Raw genomic sequence first — 17,019 nt, 5'->3', positions numbered from 1 at the left:
AAATGTGGGACCATCGCGGATGAGATCATTTTTCGATCAGCATTCACATTCATCTCATTTCTGATAACGGCCCGATGAAGAGCACACGGGTGAGAGCATCGCCAATCCATAGAGGGCCATATTTGACCGGGTCCCACAAGTAGGGGTTGTTATACCTCCTGACGTCTCCTCCGAAGTCCGCCGCAGCCCTGGAACAGCCTGGCGCGTGCTCAGTCAGGTGATTGCCCGCAAGACGCTGCGCTTGTAGCCAAATGATTGCGAGCGGGACGCGGGCGCGCTCACGTTTGCTGGGCCTGCGACGCGTCCTTTGATTTCAGTTTCTCGCCGATTGAGAGCGATCGCCCCAATGTTTCGGCCCCATTGCGTAGTGCGGCCAAACGTTCCGGTAGTTGTTCGTTCATGATCCGCTGTAGAGGCCCGGTCATTCCGAGAGCATAAAAAACGCGCCGATCGGATAGAAAAACTGGCACCGCAATGGCGGCCAATCCTTCGTCGATCTCTCCGATGCACGTAGCATGGCCTCGAGTCCTGACGGCTGCGAGCTCCTGTTCGACCCATGCACGGTCATTTCGTGTGTTCGCTGTGAGCAGAGGAAGCTCGCCCGACATCGCGTCGTCCAATACGGCTTTGTTTTGATAGGCTATGATTGCCTTGGCCGTTGCCGCTGCATGCACCGGCATCTCGATCCCGGGCTGCACATAGCTTCGCCAGCGTACATCCGGCGAAACTGAGATCGCCACGACAACACGCGCGCCGATCAGGCGCGTGAGGTAGCAGGTCTCAGACGTCGTGTCGGTCAGTTGCTGCAGATGTCCGCGAGCAAGGGCGGCAATCCATCCATCGTCCGCAGTTGCGTGCAAGAGCCGCAACAGGCGGTCGCCCAGCTGATACGCGCGCCCGCCGACATTGTCCTTGGCAAGCCCAGCGCGCACTAGGCCCTTCAACAGCCGGTGTGCAGATGTCTTCGGCAGATCGAGCAGCGAAGACACGTCTGCCAGCGTCAGCGCCCCGGGAAACGTCGCGACCAGTTCGAGCACCTGCATGTAGCGGTCAAGAGGACCCGCGGTCTCATCGGTTGCCATTAAGGGGTGCCTTTCAGCCGGAAACTTTATCCATGTCCGCTCCAGCCCGCTTGACTCGGCGAGCCAGACCAGATTAGCGTTACGCAATACCGGAATATAGTTCCGGAAATCGGAACGAATGTCAATAGCGATTTGGTGGGAAGCAGCCTTCGCGGTGCTGCACCCACGGGGAAGCGTCACGAGGCAAATCATGAAAATGACCAGGCAGGAGTTTTTGAAAACGTTGCTCGCGGCGACCGCAATGCCGTGGGTGGGAGCCGCGCGCGCCGATCAGGGAAGCCCGGTTCTAGTTGGTGCCACCGTGCCAATGACCGGACCCTTGTCGCTCACCGGCAAGCAGTATCACAACTCACTGCTCATGGCCGAAGAGGACATCAACAAGGCCGGCGGCATCAACGGGCGCAGCCTCAAGATCGTCTTCGAGGATACGCAGGCCTCCAACAGCACGGCGGTAAATGCGTTCGTCAAGCTCGCACAAGAAACCAAGCCGTCGCTGTTCTTCCTGTCGAGCTATTCGACACAGAATTTGGCGGTGTCGCCGGAGCTCAAGAAAGTCCAAGTGCCGGCCTTCTATGCTGGCGGCGCAGATGTCGTGGCCGAAGGTGGCAACGAATGGATGTTCCGCGTGCGGCCGGCCGACAGCGTGTCAGCCGAAGGCATGGTGCAGTGCGCGCTCAATGTGCTGAAGGCCAAAAAGCCCGGCATTCTCTACATCCAAAACGATTTCGGACAAGGCGGCGCCCAGACTGCGGCCCAGCGTTTTGAGGCCGCCGGCGTGCCCGTGGTCGGCACGGGGGCCTATGGTCAGAACGACAAGGACTTTTCGGCGCAACTTCTCGGTCTGCGTAGTAAGGGCATCGATGTCCTTCTGATCTTCAACTACCCGCAGGACGGTGCGCTGGTGCTGCGTCAGGCGAAGGTGCTCGGTCTCAAGATGCCGCTGGTGACATCTTCGGCGGCATTGGTGCCAGCAGCACTACAACTCCTGTCGGCGGCCGACCTCGATGGCGTCTGGGGCGTTGTCGACACCTTGATCGATCCATCGGTCGGTGGGCGCATGCAGGATTTCGTCGAACGCTTCAAGGCGAAGTTCGGCACCGATCCGGACCCCTATGGGCTCGCCTATTACGATGGCGCGATGCTGGCCGCAGAGGGTCTGCGCAAGGTTGGTGCCGATCCCAAGGCGCTGCGGGACTGGTTTGCCTCCGTGAAGGGATGGCAGGGAATTGGCCATCTCTATTCCTATGATAGCAAGGGTAACGGCGTATTCGATCTGGCGATCGTGAAATCCAAAGCTGGGACCAAATCGCTGGAATTGGTTCAAACCATCAAGCTGAACTGACCCCTGACTGCCGCTGCGCGGAGGGGTTCCGCGCGCGGATTGGTTCCATCAACCAGCCGGCCCGCAGGATCTTTTTTCGGTGATGGCCGGTGCGCTGACAGACCAGTTTGCAAAAAGACCAGGACGATATGACGGATCTTATCCAGCTGCTCATCAACGGACTAGCAATTGGTAGCGTCTATGCGCTCGCCGCGATCGGCTTCGTCATCGTCTACTCCGCAACGGGTGTCGTGAATTTCGCTGCCGGCCAATTCGTGATGTTCGGCACCTTCGCGGGCGTCGCCATGCTGCTCAATGCTCAACTGCCATGGCCTGTCGGCTACGGCGCCGCACTATTGGCGATGGCGCTGTTCGGAGCTTTGTTTTTTGCGGTATTATACCTGCCGCTGCGCGCAAGCCCGGTCGTGACAATCATCATTGGCACGGTCGCGATCGGCATCACCATGCAGAACGCGGCACTGCTCGCGTTCGGCTCTTGGCCTTTCCGCCTCCCGTCGCCGCTCGAGGGAGTGAATCTCACAGTTGCAGGTGCGACGATTTCTGCCCACGCGGTCGCCGCGGTGATTGTCACAGCCTTGATGGTAGCATTGCTGTGGCTCTTGTTCTTCCGCACCTCGCTCGGCATCGGGATGCGCGCCGTGGCGCAGGATATTAAGGCCGCTCGCTTGATGGGTCTCAAGGTCAATCGTCTGCTTGCGCTTTCTTGGATCCTCGCCGCACTGCTCGCAGGCGTCGCCGGCTTGATGCTCGGACCTATGTGGTTCGCCGATACCAGCATGGGTGATCCCATCGCGCTCAAGGCGTTCGCAGCCACAATCATCGGCGGCTTCGGAAGTTTGCCGGGGGCCATAGTCGGCGGCCTGTTCGTCGGTCTTAGCGAAGTGCTCGGCGCATCCTACGTCTCGTCGGCCTACAAAGATCTGATCTCGTTCGGCATCATGATCTTGTTCTTGCTGGTACGTCCTCAGGGTGTGTTCGGCGAACGTGTCCAGGACCGGGGTTGATCGATGCCCGTACGCTTCCCGCTCCTGTTAGGCGCCGTCATTCTGATCGCTGGATTCGGCCTGTCGATGCTGCTCACCGACTACCATCTTCGGCTCGTCAACCTTGCCGTGATCTCGGCAGTCGCAGTGATCGGGCTTAACTTCGCTTTCGGCTACGCCGGTCTGATCTCGCTTGGTCATGCAGCGTTCGTCGGGATGGGCGCCTACGGGGTTGCACTGCTGACCACGCTGCTTGGGTGGTCATCATGGCTCGCACTCCCCGTCGCGGTTGCCGGCACGGCGGTCGTGGCCATCTTGATTGGCGTTCCGCTTCTGCGGCTGAAAGGCCACTATCTCGCACTGGCAACGCTCGGGTTCAACGTGTCTTTCTCCATTGTCGCCGCCAACTGGATCGAGGTGACCGGCGGCACCAATGGCATCTCCCGTATTCCCGAGCTTCAAATCGCCGGCCATGCCCTGTCCGATGAGCGCAGTTATCTGTGGTTTGCTCTAGTTGTGCTCGCAGCTTCCGCCATCGTCGCTGCGCTCATTCATGCCTCCCGCCATGGGCGGGCGATGATCGCCGTTCGCGATGACGAGACTGCCTCGTCGATGACAGGCATCGACGTTCGCAGGGTCAAGCTCGCGGCCTTCGTCCTCTCGTCGGTCTATGCCGCCGTCGCCGGAGGCTTGTTTGCCTGCCACATGCGCTTCATTTCGCCTGAGGACTTTGGCTATGCGCACTCCATCACTTACCTCGCGATGCTGGTAGTCGGCGGCGAGGGATCGATCGTCGGCGCCATTCTGGGAGCAATGCTCGTGACCTTCCTGCCCGAATGGCTGCGCTTCCTTGGGCCGGCCTATCTCGCGTTCTTCGGTCTTTTTGTCCTCGCCATTCTCATCTTCCTGCCTTCAGGCCTCGCCGGGATTCGCTGGCCGGCCAGGCTCCGCCGCAATGGGCGAATGAACATTCCGGGCTTGCTCGCTGCCTCAGAAGAGGTGCGGCCATGAGCCTGCTGCAGGCCAAAGGAGTCGCCAAGCGTTACGGCGGGCTTGCCGCACTCTCCGACATCGATCTGTCAGTCGAGGAGGGCCAATTTGTCGCTGTCATCGGCCCAAATGGCGCCGGCAAGTCGACCCTGCTCAATGTCCTTACCGGACTTGTTTTGCCTGACAAGGGCAGGGTGTTGCTCGATGGATGGGATATGACTCGCGCTGCGACGCACAAGCGAATCCGTGGCGGGCTCGGGCGCACCTTTCAGCACGGCCGTCCTTTCGAAAGGTTGAGTGTGCTCGAAAACGTCATGACCGGTGCTGTTATCAAAAGCGGCCGAAGCGAGTTGCAGCTCCGCGAGCGGGCCATGGCCTTGCTCGACCAGATGGGGCTTGCGGCGGACGCGCAAGCCCCTATCGGGTCCCTGTCCTATGGTCACCGGCGCATGGTCGAGATGTGCCGGGCGCTCGCCTGCGAACCCCGCGTGCTGCTGCTCGACGAACCGGCTGCCGGACTGAATTCCGCCGAGGTTGATCAGCTGGTCGACCAGCTCACGGATTTGAGGGCTAAACATCGGATCGCCATCCTTCTGATCGAACACAATATGGGGATGGTGATGCGCCTGGCGGAGCGGATCATCGTGCTGAATTTCGGCTGCAAGATTGCCGAGGGCACGCCATCTGAGATCCAGTGCGATCCCGCAGTGCTGTCGGCCTATCTCGGCGAAGGTTATCGTCATGCTGGCGTGTAACGATCTGACGGTCGCCTATGGCGACATCGTCGCGCTGCAAGACGTGACGCTGGAGGTGGGGCGCGGCGAGACGGTTGCCCTGATCGGCGCCAACGGCGCCGGCAAGACCACGCTCTTGCAGGCGATCTCGGGTCTGAATCCCGTGAGGTCGGGCGAGATCGTATTCGAAGGGGCCTCGCTGGCTCGGCTCGGCAGCGACCGCCGCGTCGCGCTCGGCATCTCCCAGGCGCCCGAAGGACGGCGGATTTTTCCCGGCCTGACGGTGGAGGAGAACCTCACCATCGCCACGGTGAACTGGCGGCGCTGGCGCCAGCCGATCGCCGACGATCTCGCACGGGCGTTCGACCTCTTTCCCCGCCTGAAGGAGCGCCGCCGGCAGCTCGGCTGGTCTCTGTCCGGAGGTGAGCAGCAGATGCTGGCAATTGGGCGGGCGCTGATGGCCAGGCCGCGTTTGCTCATGCTCGACGAGCCCTCGCTTGGGCTCGCACCGCGCCTGGCGGAAGAGGTCTACGAGCGGGTCAGGCAGATCGCCGACAGCGGGCTCACGATCCTGGTCGTGGAGCAGAATACGGTGCTGGCATTGTCGGTGGCGGACCGGGCCTACGTGCTGGAAACGGGCCGCATCGTTCTTCAGGGCACGGCCGACGACCTCAAGCAGAACACGCGCGTCCGCGAAGCTTATCTCGGACGCTAAACCCTCGAGCAAGGAAACACGAAGATGTATCCTGACACAACTTCAAAGTCGAAAGCGCTCTACGATCGCGCACTGACAAGCCTGCCGGGCGGCAACACCCGCACCACGGTGTTCATGAAACCTTATCCAATCTACGCCGCGCGCGGGGAGGGATGCCGGGTTTGGGATGTCGACGGCAATGAACTGATCGATTGCATCAACAATTTCACCTCGTTGATTCACGGTCACGCCCATCCGGCGCTTGTCGCGGCGGCGACGCGGCAGCTCGCGATCGGTTCTGCATTCGGCATGCCGACAGAATCGGAGATTGATCTGGCCGAGCTGCTTGCCGCGCGGTTGCCCTCAGTCGATCAGGTCCGGTTTGCCAACTCCGGAACGGAAGCCGTGATGATGGCGCTGAAGGCGGCGCGTGCATTTACCGGGCGACCGAAAATCGCCAAGTGCGAGGGTGCTTACCACGGTTCCTACGATTATGCCGAGGTAAGTCTCGACCCGAAGCCGGCAGATTGGGGCGGCAACGCGCCTGTTTCGGTTGCCTATGCCAAAGGTACGCCGGACAAGGTGCTTGCCGACGTCGTAACGATTCCCTTTAACGATATCGAGGGCGCCGTCAGCCTGATCCGGGAGCATGGCCGCGATCTCGCCTGTGTGCTGGTCGATCCGATGCCGAACCGCGCCGGCCTCGTACCCGCCGACAGGGCCTACCTCGAAGCCCTGCGCCGGGCGACGCGGGAAGTCGGCGCGCTACTGATCTTCGATGAGGTGATTTCATTCCGACTCGGTTACCACGGCGCCCAGGGCCTGTGGGGCATCGATCCTGATCTCACCACGCTCGGTAAGATCATCGGCGGTGGGTTTCCGGTCGGCGCAATCACCGGCAAAAGGGATGTCATGGCCGTCTTCGATCCGCGCCATGGAAAGCCAGCCTTGCCCCATGGCGGCACGTTCTCGGCCAACCCGGTCACGATGAGAGCGGGGCTCGCGGCTATGGAGCTCTTGGACCAGAACGCATTCGCGCGGCTGGATGCGATCGGCGAGGCGGTACGAAAAGGCATCAACGACGCATTCCGCCGCCATGGCGTGCCGGGTACCGCGGTCGGCCTCGGATCGCTGTTGAAATTGCACTTCGCCGAGCGCCCGATCCGCGACTATCGCTCTGCTTACATGAGCGAAAGCGAGGCCAAACGGCAAACGGTGTTCAACCTCGAGTTCCTCAATCGCGGCGTTCTCGCCGCCGGCTACGGATTGATGGCGTTGTCGCTACCGATGACGGATGCCGATATCGAAAGCATCGTCCGAGCCGCCGCGGATGCACTTGCACAGGTCGCGTCGAAAACCTGACGCGTCCTTGAGTTCTAAAAGCTGGTAAGTCTCGCGTGGGGCCGATGGGCCATCGCGCCGCGAAACATATTGTCTGAAATAGGTGCGAGAATGGCCCACAAGGTTGATCCCATCACGCGGTCCGTCGTTCAGCATCGGCTGAGCTCGATCGTTGCGGAAATGGGCGAAGCGATGCTTCGCACGTCCTATTCGCAGATCCTCAACTCAAGCCGCGACTTCTCGTTGGCGATCTGCGACGTCAAGTCCCGTCTGATTGCCCAAGCCGACCACATCCCGGTCCATGTCGGCGCGCTGCCTTGGGCGACGCGCGCAGTGGAGGAGCGCTTCAAGGATGTCGCGCCCGGCGACGTCATCCTGATGAATGATCCCTATCACGGCGGCAGCCATTTGCCCGACCTGACCGCATTCGTGCCGGTCTTCGACGGCGGCAGGAGGCTGTTCTGGAGCATCGTGCGCGCGCACCAGAGCGATATCGGCGGCGCAACGCACGGCGCCTATAACCCCGCCGCGACCGAAATCTGGCAGGAGGGACTGCGCATTCCTCCGATCAAGCTCTATGAGGCTGGCCGGCTGCGCGAGGACATTCTCGACATGCTGGCACTGAATGTGCGCAATGCTCACGATTTCCGCGGTGATCTTGCAGCCATGATCGGAGCCGCGCACATGGGCGAGCGGCGAATGGGACGGCTGTTCGCCGAATTCGGCGCGCCGGTGGTCGAAGCCGCGATCGAATCCATCCTCGATGCCGCCGAACAACAGACGCGAGCGGTGGTCTCGGCCTGGAAGGATGGCGTGTTCTACGGTGAGGCCTTCCTCGATGACGATGGCCACGGCCGCAGCGATATCCGAATTGCAGCCAAGGTCACGAAGACAGGCAGTCAGATCGAAGTCGATCTGTCCGGATCAGACCCGCAGAGCACCAGCTTTGTCAATTCGTCGCATGCCAATATGCATGCGGCAGTCGTGATGGCTTTTGCTTATCTCATCGACGCCGAAATTCCCAAGAACGCTGGCGCGCTGCGCCCGCTCACTGTTATTGCCAAGCAGGGCACGATTGTGTGGGCGGATCCCGGCCGGCCTGTGACGCTGTGCACCAGCCATCCATCGAACGAGATCGTCGAGGCCGTGGTCAAGGCACTGTCAGGATCTTGTCCAGATCGAGCCATGGGTGGCTGGAGCCGGCGTTTCCGGATCGCTGTGCAGGGGGAGAATCCTCGCAGCGGGCGCAGCTTCATCTGGCATATGTTCCAGGCGCGCCCTGGCGGTGGCGCTTCTTCTCGCGGTGATGGCTGGTCTTCCATCGGCGAATGGCACACTGTCGGTGGCCTCAAGTTCGGCAGCATCGAGGTCGCGGAAGCTCGCTTCCCCCTTCACTTCCGTCATCATGAGTATCGGCCCAATTCAGGCGGTGACGGTCAATTCCGCGGCGGTCACGGCGTCAACCTCGATCTCGTCTTCGAAACCGAGAAGCCCGCGCTTGCCAACACCGCAGGTGATGGTGCCCGGCATGGCGCGTGCGGCATGCTGGGCGGCAAGGATGGGGCGCCGCATCACTACCGCCTGGTGTCCGCGGGGCGCCCACCGCGCGTGCTGCGAACCAAGGAGGTTGGAATCGAAATTCACCCGGGAGACTGCCTCGAGGTCCGCTCCGCCGGCGGCGGAGGGTGGGGGCCCCCCGAGCGGCGCACGCCGCAGGCGCGCCAACGCGATGAGGTGCAGGGTCTCGTAGCTTCGGGCGCAACGATAGAAGTGGTTAAGTAAAGATGTTGACGATTGGCATTGACGTTGGCGGCACGTTCACTGATCTGGTCGCGATTGACGCTACCGGGCGCACCGTGTTCGCGAAATCTCCTTCCACGCCGCAGGACCAGTCTGTCGGCGTGATGGCCGGCCTCGATGAACTCGCGCGGCGCGTCGACATGTCGCGGGCCGATATGTTGGCGGCGACGCAACGGCTGGTCCACGGCACCACGGTCGCGACGAACGCGCTCCTTGAACGCAAGGGCGCGAAAGTCGCGCTGCTGACCACGGAGGGCCACCGCGACATCATCGAGATGCGCGAGGGATTGAAAGGCGATCGCTATGATCTGCGGACCCCGCCGCCAGAGCCGCTGGTGCCGCGCGAACTCCGCTTCGGCGTCCGCGAGCGACTGCGGCCGAACGGTGACGTGCTCCTGCCGCTTGATGATGATTCACTCGGCAAGGCGATCGCGGCGATCCGCGCCTCTGGCGCTACTTCGGTCGCGATTTGCTTCCTGCATGCCTATCGTAACCCTTCGCACGAGTTCGCGGCAGCAGAGCGGCTGGCACGCGAGCTGCCTGGAGTGAGCGTGTCACGGTCAAGTGACGTGCTGCCACAGATCAAGGAGTACGAGCGGGTCTCCACCACGATTGTGAACGCCTATGTCGGTCCTGCCGTCCGGCACTATCTGACCCGGCTCGAGCGGCGCCTGGCCGACGCGGGGTTTGCGGGGAGCTTGTTCATCATTCTCTCCCATGGCGGCATGGCGCCGGTCGAGGAGGCGGGGCGTCTCGCCGCGGCGACCGTGCTATCGGGTCCCGCGGGCGGGATCTCGGGTGCCAGGCGCTGTGCGGAACTGCTGGCAATGCCGGATCTGGTGCCCTTCGACATGGGCGGAACGAGCACCGACATCTCCTTGATTGCCGATGGACGCGCGACGCTGTCGGCTGATGGTGGGCTCGCAGACCAGCGCATTGCGCTGCGCAGTCTGGACATCGTCAGCATCGCGGCGGGCGGCGGCTCGATCGCCAGCGTCGACGCCGGCGGTATCTTTCGCGTTGGCCCCGAAAGTGCTGGCGCGATGCCTGGCCCAGCCTCTTATGGCAACGGCGGTACGGACCCGACCGTGACCGATGCAAACATCGTGTTGGGTTATCTCGATGCGGCGGCCTTCATGGGGGGACGGCGTCCGCTTGATCGTGCGGCGGCGGAGACAGCAGTCGATCGCCTTGCAGCTTCGCTCGGTGTGACTCGCGTCGAGGCGGCTGCCGGAATCTATCGGCTCGTTAATCTGAAAATGGCAGACGGCATCAGATTGATGACCTTGCGTCGCGGCGTCGATCCGCGCAAGTTCGCGCTCCTAAGTTTCGGCGGCGCCGCAGGCTTGCACGCTGCGGAGGTCGCGCGCGAGCTGGAGATGACGCGCATCATAGTGCCGACGGCAGCCTCCGTCCTCTCGGCGTGGGGTATGCTGACCAGCGACTTGCGCTACGAGGTCAGCCGTACTCACTTCGAGACAGGCGCCAGGACGCCCCCCTCCGACATTCGCAAGATTTTTGCGGATCTGGAGGAGCGGGCGGCCGAGCGGCTCGGCAGCTGGTTCGACGGGCCCATCGTGATCGAGCGTTCGGCCGAGATGCGTTATGGCGAGCAGGTGTTCGAGGTCGATGTACCGCTTAGCGACGTCGACCTTACAGCGCCATCCTTGATCGCCGAGCTCGAGGAGCGCTTTCACCGCCGTCATGAGGAGCTTTATACCTATGCCTCGCGCGATCAGGAGGTGGTATTCGTTAATGCACGACTCGCCGCTGTTGGAGAGGTCCCTCGAATTGAGCGAGCTAACAAGCCAATGCCCGCGTCTGAAGCAACCACATTGGCCATCGGCAAACGGCAGGTTTTCTTTGGTGCCTGGCGCGAAGTACCGATCTATGCGCTGGATAAATTACGTTCCGGGCACGTGCTGGAAGGCCCCGCAATCATTGAGGCGGAGACGACGACAATCGTCATCAATGCTGAGGATCGCGCTACGGCTAACGCGCTGGGATGGCTCGACATCGAACTTGGCGGGACAAAACTGTAGGCGGCAACTGCCGATCTGACAGCATTGGTATCTGCCTGGCTGCCGTGAAAGCTAGGACCGGCCCCTAAGTAGTGCTCCGCAATGTCGCAGAAGCACGTCGTGCGACATACTCTGTGCATGAAGCGTCCGATCCTCTTCAGATGTCCGCGGACGGGAACGCGGCGAGGGCCGACACTCACGTGGTGGTATCGTGCCCCCTGCCTGTGCGTGGCTCCATTTCGTGAACACCACTACGGGCAAGCTGCTCGGCAAGCGAAGCGCCCGGCAGGCGCAAGCGAAGAGCGGGACCTAAGTGTGGCTCTTCCGACGGCAAGGGACGACGCAAACCAGCCCCGGACTCCGATAGGAGTGCCGAGGCCAATTGTTCACTAGTCCGTTTGCCGGGCTGTGAGATCGCAACACGCGGTGCCGGCTTTCGTTCCGGCGGAGCCGCTCTCCGGAGCCAACTTCCTGTTCGCGGTCGCTCGACGCATCGCTTTAGAAGCGGAGCCCCGGAGTGCCTAGGAGTCCGGGGTGCCGCAACCGAAACGGCACCTGAGCGTGTTCGTGCCGCTCGGTACGGATTCAACTGTAAGCCTAAGCCGGCCGTTCGCTTTGAGCCACGTCAACTTCGCGGTATTTGCGACTTGATTGCTTTTCGTAGGCTATCGCGCGCGGCACAGGCCGTCGTTCGTCGCCCGTCGTCCGTCGCCCGCATTCGCGACAGCAGCAGCTCCGTTGGCGCACTCGGGACGCTGGCGCGCTGCAGCACCCGGATCTCGGGCTCCTGGGCGCGGATCTGCCGCGCAGCCGCGTGATCTCGTTGCGGACCCAGTCGAGCCTCAAGGGACGAAATCCGGATCGTCGGACTCGCCGAGCCGCCGGTCCATCGCGGCAATGGCGGTGTCCCTGATCCTGCGTCGATCGAAACCAGACGTATTAGGGCGCAACTGCTCCCGGGCGTCGCCGCCGCATGCCACGATGGCCTGGTGCGTGGCCGCTTCCGGATCGACCGATGGGGGCGATGAGTTCTCGGGGACTGCGGGCATGCCAGCCAATGTTCCCTATCTGTTCCCAGGCGAGTCAAGGCCGGTCAGGCCGTCGGCTGCGGATTCCCTGGCGTAGCCCCCGGTCGCCGTGGGACGAATCCGGTCCGGGCGGCCGACATGTCGGAACCAAGCCGCCGCGTTCGCCTTGAATCCGAGCCGTCCGACCGGAGTTCTGCGTACATGGCCCCGCGAGCTAATTGGAAAGGGTTTATGCGTCTCTCGCTCGTCACCTGCCCGGTGGCGCTCTACCCGGCCACATCCGAGGCCGAGAAGATCTCATTCAATCAGCTCAACCGGCAGACCGGTCATCGCATCAAGTACCTGAAGGTCGATGCCGACACCGGTGACGAGGTGTCGAACGAAGACATCGTGAAAGGCCACATGCTGGACAAGGACACCTTCATCGAAGTGACCAAGGAAGAACTCGAGGAGGTTGCGCTGGAATCCATGCGGACCATCAAGATCGGCGAGTTCGTCGACAAAGCGGATATTGACCCGCGCTACCTGATCCGGCCCTACTATTTGCGGCCCGATGGCAAGGTAGGTCATGACGCCTTCGCCGTAATCCGCGAAACCATCCACGAAATGGACAAGATTGCGATCGGCCGCGTCGTGCTGACTAACCGCGAGCACGTCATCGCGCTTGAGCCGATGGACAAGGGCCTGGTCGGTACGCTGCTGCGGTACCCCTACGAAGTGCGCAGTCCTTGTTGGCGGCCATCCAGAACACAACCTCCGCCGCTTTGACCATGCTGTCCCCGGTGCGCGTGGCCGTGGGGTGCGCCCTTGTCGGAGAACCGAAACTCGAGCGCGCGGCTTATTGGAAGCATGGCCACTCGGAATGGTACCGCTCGTCATCCTCATGGGCGCGGCAGTACTCTTGCTTGTTCATCTCTGAGGATCACTGATGACGTACGCTTGCTTCATTGCCTGTCCATCAAGGGGCGTCCATCCTCGCGGGTCTAGCCGCCTGATCCCATCGGATAGCAAAAGGCCTGCTCGAGATGACGACTTTTGCCATGACTATTACTTGCCCATCGAGGCGGGGGCATCGATGTTGGCCTTTTGCGGGTTCAAGGCGCTTCGCGAGCTCCGTCGCGGCGCGGCAGGCGTGGGTGCAGAAGCCGCGCCTCAACCCATGCGGCTATATCACGTGAAAGCTGGATGCGGGCGGCGGAAGTTGCTTCGCTTGTCCTGCATCGCGCTGGCGGCGCCACCGTCGCTTCCATTTATAGCGACCGCCCCACGATAGGACGATCCATGCGGGGTAACGGCGCGCCCGGTGAGATCAGCCCTCCCATCTCCGCAAGCTCCTGCAAGTGAAGATCGGCGCCGCCGAATTGCAGATCCAGCATCGTCGTCCGTTTGAAGTAGTGCCCAATTTTGCAATCCATGGTCATGCCGATGCCACCATGGAGCTGGATGGCCTGCTGACCGACAAAGCGACTCGAGCGGCCGAGTTGAATCTTGGCCGCTGACATCGCCCGACGGCGTTCGGTCAAATCCTTCTCGCCGAGCATCATGGTCGCGAACATCGCCATGCTCCTGGCCTGCTCAAGCGCCATCAGCATGTCGACGGCCCGATGTTGGAGCACCTGAAACTTGCTCAATGGCGCGCCGAACTGAACACGCGTTTTGAGATATTCGACCGTCTGTTCCTGCATCTCCTCCATGGCTCCGACCATCTCGGCACAAATGGCCGCAATGGCGTGGTGAGCGACCTCCTCGATCAGCGGGAAAGCCGCGTCGGAGGTCCCGATCAGTGCATCAGAACTGACATGAACGTCCGTTAACGACACCGACGCTGCCCGCAATCCATCCTGGGTCCGGTAGTCTCTCCGGCTGACGCCGGAGGCCTCAGCATCAACCAAGAATAGACTTATGCCGTCCTCATCGTACTGATCCTCGCCACCAGATCGAGCCGAGACCAATAGCTTGTCTGCGACGTCGCCATGGAGAACGACGCATTTTTCGCCGTCCAATACCCACTGCAAGCCATCCCGTCTCGCCCTGGTGGCGACGTTTGCCAGGTCATGTCGCGAATGCCGCTCCGTGTGCGCAAATCCCAGCAAGAGCTTTCCACTCGCCAAGGCTGGCAACAGCAGCACCTTTTGCGCTTCGCTGGCACCCAGCGTGAGAAGATTTCCCCCAAGCACCACCGTCGCAAAAAAGGGTTCAAGAAGGAGGCCGCGGCCGAAAGCGCTCATGATGATCATGGCTTCGATCGGACCGCCCCCTGCGCCGCCGTAGCGCTCCGGGAGCAAGACCCCCAAAATACCCAGGTCAGCCAAGCGTGCCCACGCCGCGCGGCTCCACCCGTCTTTTTCAGATTGATACTGCCTGCGCCGATCAAATGGATACTGTTCGGCAATAAGTCGGTTCAAGGTATCCTTCAGCAAGCGCTGCTCGTCTGTAAGCCGGAAATCCATGATTGTCCGTCCTATCTGCCAAAGATTCCCCTCGCGAGGACGTTGCGCTGAATCTCATCGGAGCCGCCGTAAATCGACATCTTGCGCCAATGAAAGTAAGTGGGCGCCGCTCGAGCCGCCCACTCTGGTGTAACAAAAGGACCATTCCAGCAATCGCCGACGAGCTCCTGGCTTTCGTTGTCAATGAATGGCATGGCAAAGTGGCCCGCAAGCTCCACCAGCAGCTCCGTCGTCGCCTGTTGAATCTCCGCGCCCTTGATTTTCAGCAACGAAGCTGTGGCGTCCGACGAGCCAGTCCTGCCGTTGCCTTCCTCGCCGGCAACGAGGCGCAGCTGCGTCATCTCGAGTGCCTTGAGTTCGACCTCTACCGCGGCTAGTTTCTCGCGAAACCGACGGTTCTCGATCATTGGCCGACCCATACAATACTCCGAAGCTGCAAGCTCCTTAATTCGACGTATGCGGGCCTTCGATACACCGACTCGCGCGATGGTCGCTCGCTCGTTGCTGAGCAGGAATTTTGCATAGTCCCACCCACGATCCTGCTCCCCGACGAGATTCGCAGCGGGAACCCGCACATCATCAAAGAACACTTCGTTTACTTCGTGGTCGCCCTCCATCGTAATGATCGGGCGTACGGTAATGCCCTCTGATTTCATATTCACCAGCAGGAATGAAATTCCGTTCTGCTTCTTCTCCCCACGGGCGGTTCGGACCAGGCAGAACATCCAATCGGCATAGTGCGCCATGGTTGTCCAAATCTTCTGCCCGTTTAGAACGTATTCATCACCATCGCGGCGGGCCGCCGTCTTCAACGCAGCAAGATCGGATCCCGCACCAGGTTCTGAAAACCCTTGGCACCACCAGTCGTCCAGGTTCGCAATTCGCGGGAGAAATTGTCGCTTCTGCTCATCTGAGCCATGAGCAATGAGCACGGGGCCTATCATGTCGACGGCAAAATCGAGCGGGGGAGGGGCTGGAAACGCTTGCATCTCCTCGCGAAAAATGTAGCGCTCTACTGCCGTCCAATTAGTGCCGCCCCACTCCACCGGCCAGTGTGGGACAGCCCATCCCTTGACATTGAGTATCCGTTGCCACCGTACGATGTCCTCCTTCGAGAGGCGACCGTCGTTTAGCATCTTCTCACGAATGTCTCGCGGCACGGAACTCGACAAAAAGGCGCGTACTTCATCGCGAAACGTAAGCTCTCTCGGTGTCAACTGAAGGTACATTGCACGGAAACCTTGGCTCGTGGACATCCCGCCCGCTGTCACTGTTCAGCCGGCCCCAGATTCGGGCAGACCCCAGCAGCGCTCGAAAGTTGCCGAGCAGCCTAGTTTTCGACCCTCATAGATTGCGCGAGATGCTGCCGAACGAGCGGAGACAACGAGCACGGGCGGCTCGTGGCCCTGTCAAACAGAACAACGGCGCATTTGGCCGTCGCGACACAGCGATCCTCCTGAAACATGGCCTGTTCGAGCTCAACGGAGCTGTCGGCAATCTCGCTGACACGGGTGCCGATCTGGACCTCGCCGGGCCACACCGTTTCACCCACGAACTCGATCGCCAGCCGAGAAACCCTGAACAGGCTTTGCACTTCAATTTTGGGAGCGCGGTCGCCGTAGAGCAGCTCAACATAACCTGTCTCGAATAGCATGGCGAACACGGTATTATTTATGTGTCCCAAACGGTCCGTGTCCGCATAACGCAGCTTTTCATCGCTCATCAGGGGATAGCTCTTGCTGTTCGGTTGCTGATCCATTTTGGTGCCCTTTCCCTGTCGTCATATCAATTTCGCTTGTACTCGGCTCGAAACGTTGCGCCATCAACCGGTCGACGCGAGAGGGAGAAGAGCTGCCCGCGCCTCGTCGGGGATAGGCGCGGCCCCCTGCGCGCTCGCATCGACGTAAACCCATACGATTGACGCTGACACGCTGGGATCGTCACCGAGGGCGTCTCCGTCACGATCAATTCGACCGTCGAAGAGCAGGCTACTCTTTCCGACACGAGCTACGGTAACGCTCACATGGAGCAAGTCATCGATTGCGAGAGGGCGGTGAAACGTTAGCTCGACCCGCCGCACGACCCACGCAAAGGCACCAGGCTGCGGCTTAAAGAACCCAAGGACGCCTGAACGTCGAAGCATGTCGTTCGCGGCCGACTCGAAATACGCGACGTAGGTTCCGGTATGCACCAATCCCCGCATATCGATGTCGCGATGGTAGATGCGGAAGCTGCAGTCTGCGATCCGATCTCTAACTTCTTGATCCATGCTATCCTCCAGGCGTTCCAATCAGTTGTTATGCGGAGCGCGAGCGCAGCCGTCACCTTCGTACGCGACCCAAGTCCCTGCATTGTGCAAACATCCAACCAGGAAGCCGAGCACAAGCGTTCGCTGCGCATTCGTCGTCACGCTCGATGCTAGCGTGTTGTCGCAAATCGATCTCGCGGTTTTCGGACGCGATCAATCAATGCCGCCGACATCTATGACCGCCTCGTCATCGTCCCGGCGGCACCTGTAGCTTCAGACAGGGGCAATCCAGATTGCGATGTGCTC

14 protein-coding genes and 1 pseudogene are annotated in these 17,019 nt (G+C 61.2%); 9 read left to right on the top strand and 6 right to left on the bottom strand.

The window, feature by feature from the left end; all coding sequences use genetic code 11:
- Window positions 1–278: 278 nt before the first annotated feature.
- Window positions 279–1,262, bottom strand: coding sequence for an IclR family transcriptional regulator (locus JJE66_RS35025; protein ID WP_200520347.1), 984 nt, complete (start codon window positions 1,260–1,262; stop codon window positions 279–281).
- 10 nt (window positions 1,263–1,272) lie between these two features.
- On the opposite strand from JJE66_RS35025, the gene JJE66_RS35020 reads away from it, so the two are divergent.
- From JJE66_RS35020 to JJE66_RS34985, 8 genes are all read left to right on the top strand, one after another.
- Window positions 1,273–2,424, top strand: a complete 1,152-nt coding sequence (locus tag JJE66_RS35020; protein WP_200520346.1) for an ABC transporter substrate-binding protein — start codon at window positions 1,273–1,275, stop codon at window positions 2,422–2,424.
- Window positions 2,425–2,552: 128 nt separating this feature from the next.
- Window positions 2,553–3,428, top strand: coding sequence for a branched-chain amino acid ABC transporter permease (locus JJE66_RS35015; protein WP_200520345.1), 876 nt, complete (start codon window positions 2,553–2,555; stop codon window positions 3,426–3,428).
- Between the two features lie 66 nt (window positions 3,429–3,494).
- The gene (locus JJE66_RS35010) at window positions 3,495–4,418 is read left to right on the top strand and encodes a branched-chain amino acid ABC transporter permease (protein WP_200520344.1); all 924 of its coding nucleotides are present in this window, start codon (window positions 3,495–3,497) and stop codon (window positions 4,416–4,418) included.
- Window positions 4,415–5,152, top strand: a complete 738-nt coding sequence (locus tag JJE66_RS35005) for an ABC transporter ATP-binding protein (RefSeq protein ID WP_200520343.1) — start codon at window positions 4,415–4,417, stop codon at window positions 5,150–5,152. Before JJE66_RS35010 ends, JJE66_RS35005 begins: the two co-directional genes overlap by 4 nt.
- Window positions 5,139–5,846 carry an ABC transporter ATP-binding protein gene (locus tag JJE66_RS35000; protein WP_200520342.1) on the top strand — a complete coding sequence of 236 codons (708 nt, stop codon included), beginning with the start codon at window positions 5,139–5,141 and terminating at the stop codon, window positions 5,844–5,846. The genes JJE66_RS35005 and JJE66_RS35000 overlap by 14 nt, the downstream gene beginning before the upstream one ends.
- 24 nt (window positions 5,847–5,870) lie before the next feature.
- Window positions 5,871–7,187, top strand: coding sequence for an aspartate aminotransferase family protein (locus JJE66_RS34995; RefSeq protein ID WP_200520341.1), 1,317 nt, complete (start codon window positions 5,871–5,873; stop codon window positions 7,185–7,187).
- 90 nt (window positions 7,188–7,277) lie between these two features.
- A complete protein-coding gene (locus tag JJE66_RS34990) occupies window positions 7,278–8,948 on the top strand; it encodes a hydantoinase B/oxoprolinase family protein (protein WP_200520340.1) in 1,671 nt (556 codons plus the stop codon).
- 2 nt (window positions 8,949–8,950) lie between these two features.
- Window positions 8,951–11,008 (top strand): hydantoinase/oxoprolinase family protein, encoded by a 2,058-nt coding sequence (locus JJE66_RS34985; RefSeq protein ID WP_200520339.1) that lies wholly within the window; start codon window positions 8,951–8,953, stop codon window positions 11,006–11,008.
- 821 nt (window positions 11,009–11,829) lie between these two features.
- On the opposite strand, the gene JJE66_RS34980 is transcribed toward JJE66_RS34985, so the two are convergent.
- Complete coding sequence (locus tag JJE66_RS34980) at window positions 11,830–12,036, bottom strand: hypothetical protein (protein WP_200520338.1); 207 nt, start codon at window positions 12,034–12,036, stop codon at window positions 11,830–11,832.
- A 180-nt stretch (window positions 12,037–12,216) separates the two neighbouring features.
- Here JJE66_RS34980 and JJE66_RS34975 point away from each other — a divergent pair.
- Window positions 12,217–12,741, top strand: a pseudogene (locus JJE66_RS34975) (Ku protein); the annotation flags it as partial.
- Between the two features lie 524 nt (window positions 12,742–13,265).
- On the opposite strand, the gene JJE66_RS34970 reads toward JJE66_RS34975, so the two are convergent.
- The 4 genes from JJE66_RS34970 to JJE66_RS34955 form a co-directional block, all read right to left on the bottom strand.
- Window positions 13,266–14,465, bottom strand: a complete 1,200-nt coding sequence (locus JJE66_RS34970; protein ID WP_200520337.1) for an acyl-CoA dehydrogenase family protein — start codon at window positions 14,463–14,465, stop codon at window positions 13,266–13,268.
- A gap of 11 nt (window positions 14,466–14,476) precedes the next feature.
- Complete coding sequence (locus JJE66_RS34965; RefSeq protein WP_200520336.1) at window positions 14,477–15,694, bottom strand: acyl-CoA dehydrogenase family protein; 1,218 nt, start codon at window positions 15,692–15,694, stop codon at window positions 14,477–14,479.
- 101 nt (window positions 15,695–15,795) lie between these two features.
- Complete coding sequence (locus tag JJE66_RS34960; protein WP_200520335.1) at window positions 15,796–16,224, bottom strand: thioesterase family protein; 429 nt, start codon at window positions 16,222–16,224, stop codon at window positions 15,796–15,798.
- Window positions 16,225–16,287: 63 nt separating this feature from the next.
- Window positions 16,288–16,734, bottom strand: coding sequence for a thioesterase family protein (locus JJE66_RS34955; RefSeq protein ID WP_200520334.1), 447 nt, complete (start codon window positions 16,732–16,734; stop codon window positions 16,288–16,290).
- Window positions 16,735–17,019 lie beyond the last annotated feature (285 nt).

The sequence above is a fragment of the Bradyrhizobium diazoefficiens genome, assembly GCF_016612535.1.
Lineage (GTDB): Bacteria > Pseudomonadota > Alphaproteobacteria > Rhizobiales > Xanthobacteraceae > Bradyrhizobium > Bradyrhizobium diazoefficiens_C.
The sequence above is the reverse complement of the archived record's forward strand: the minus strand, read 5'-3'. Positions and strand labels throughout refer to the sequence as shown.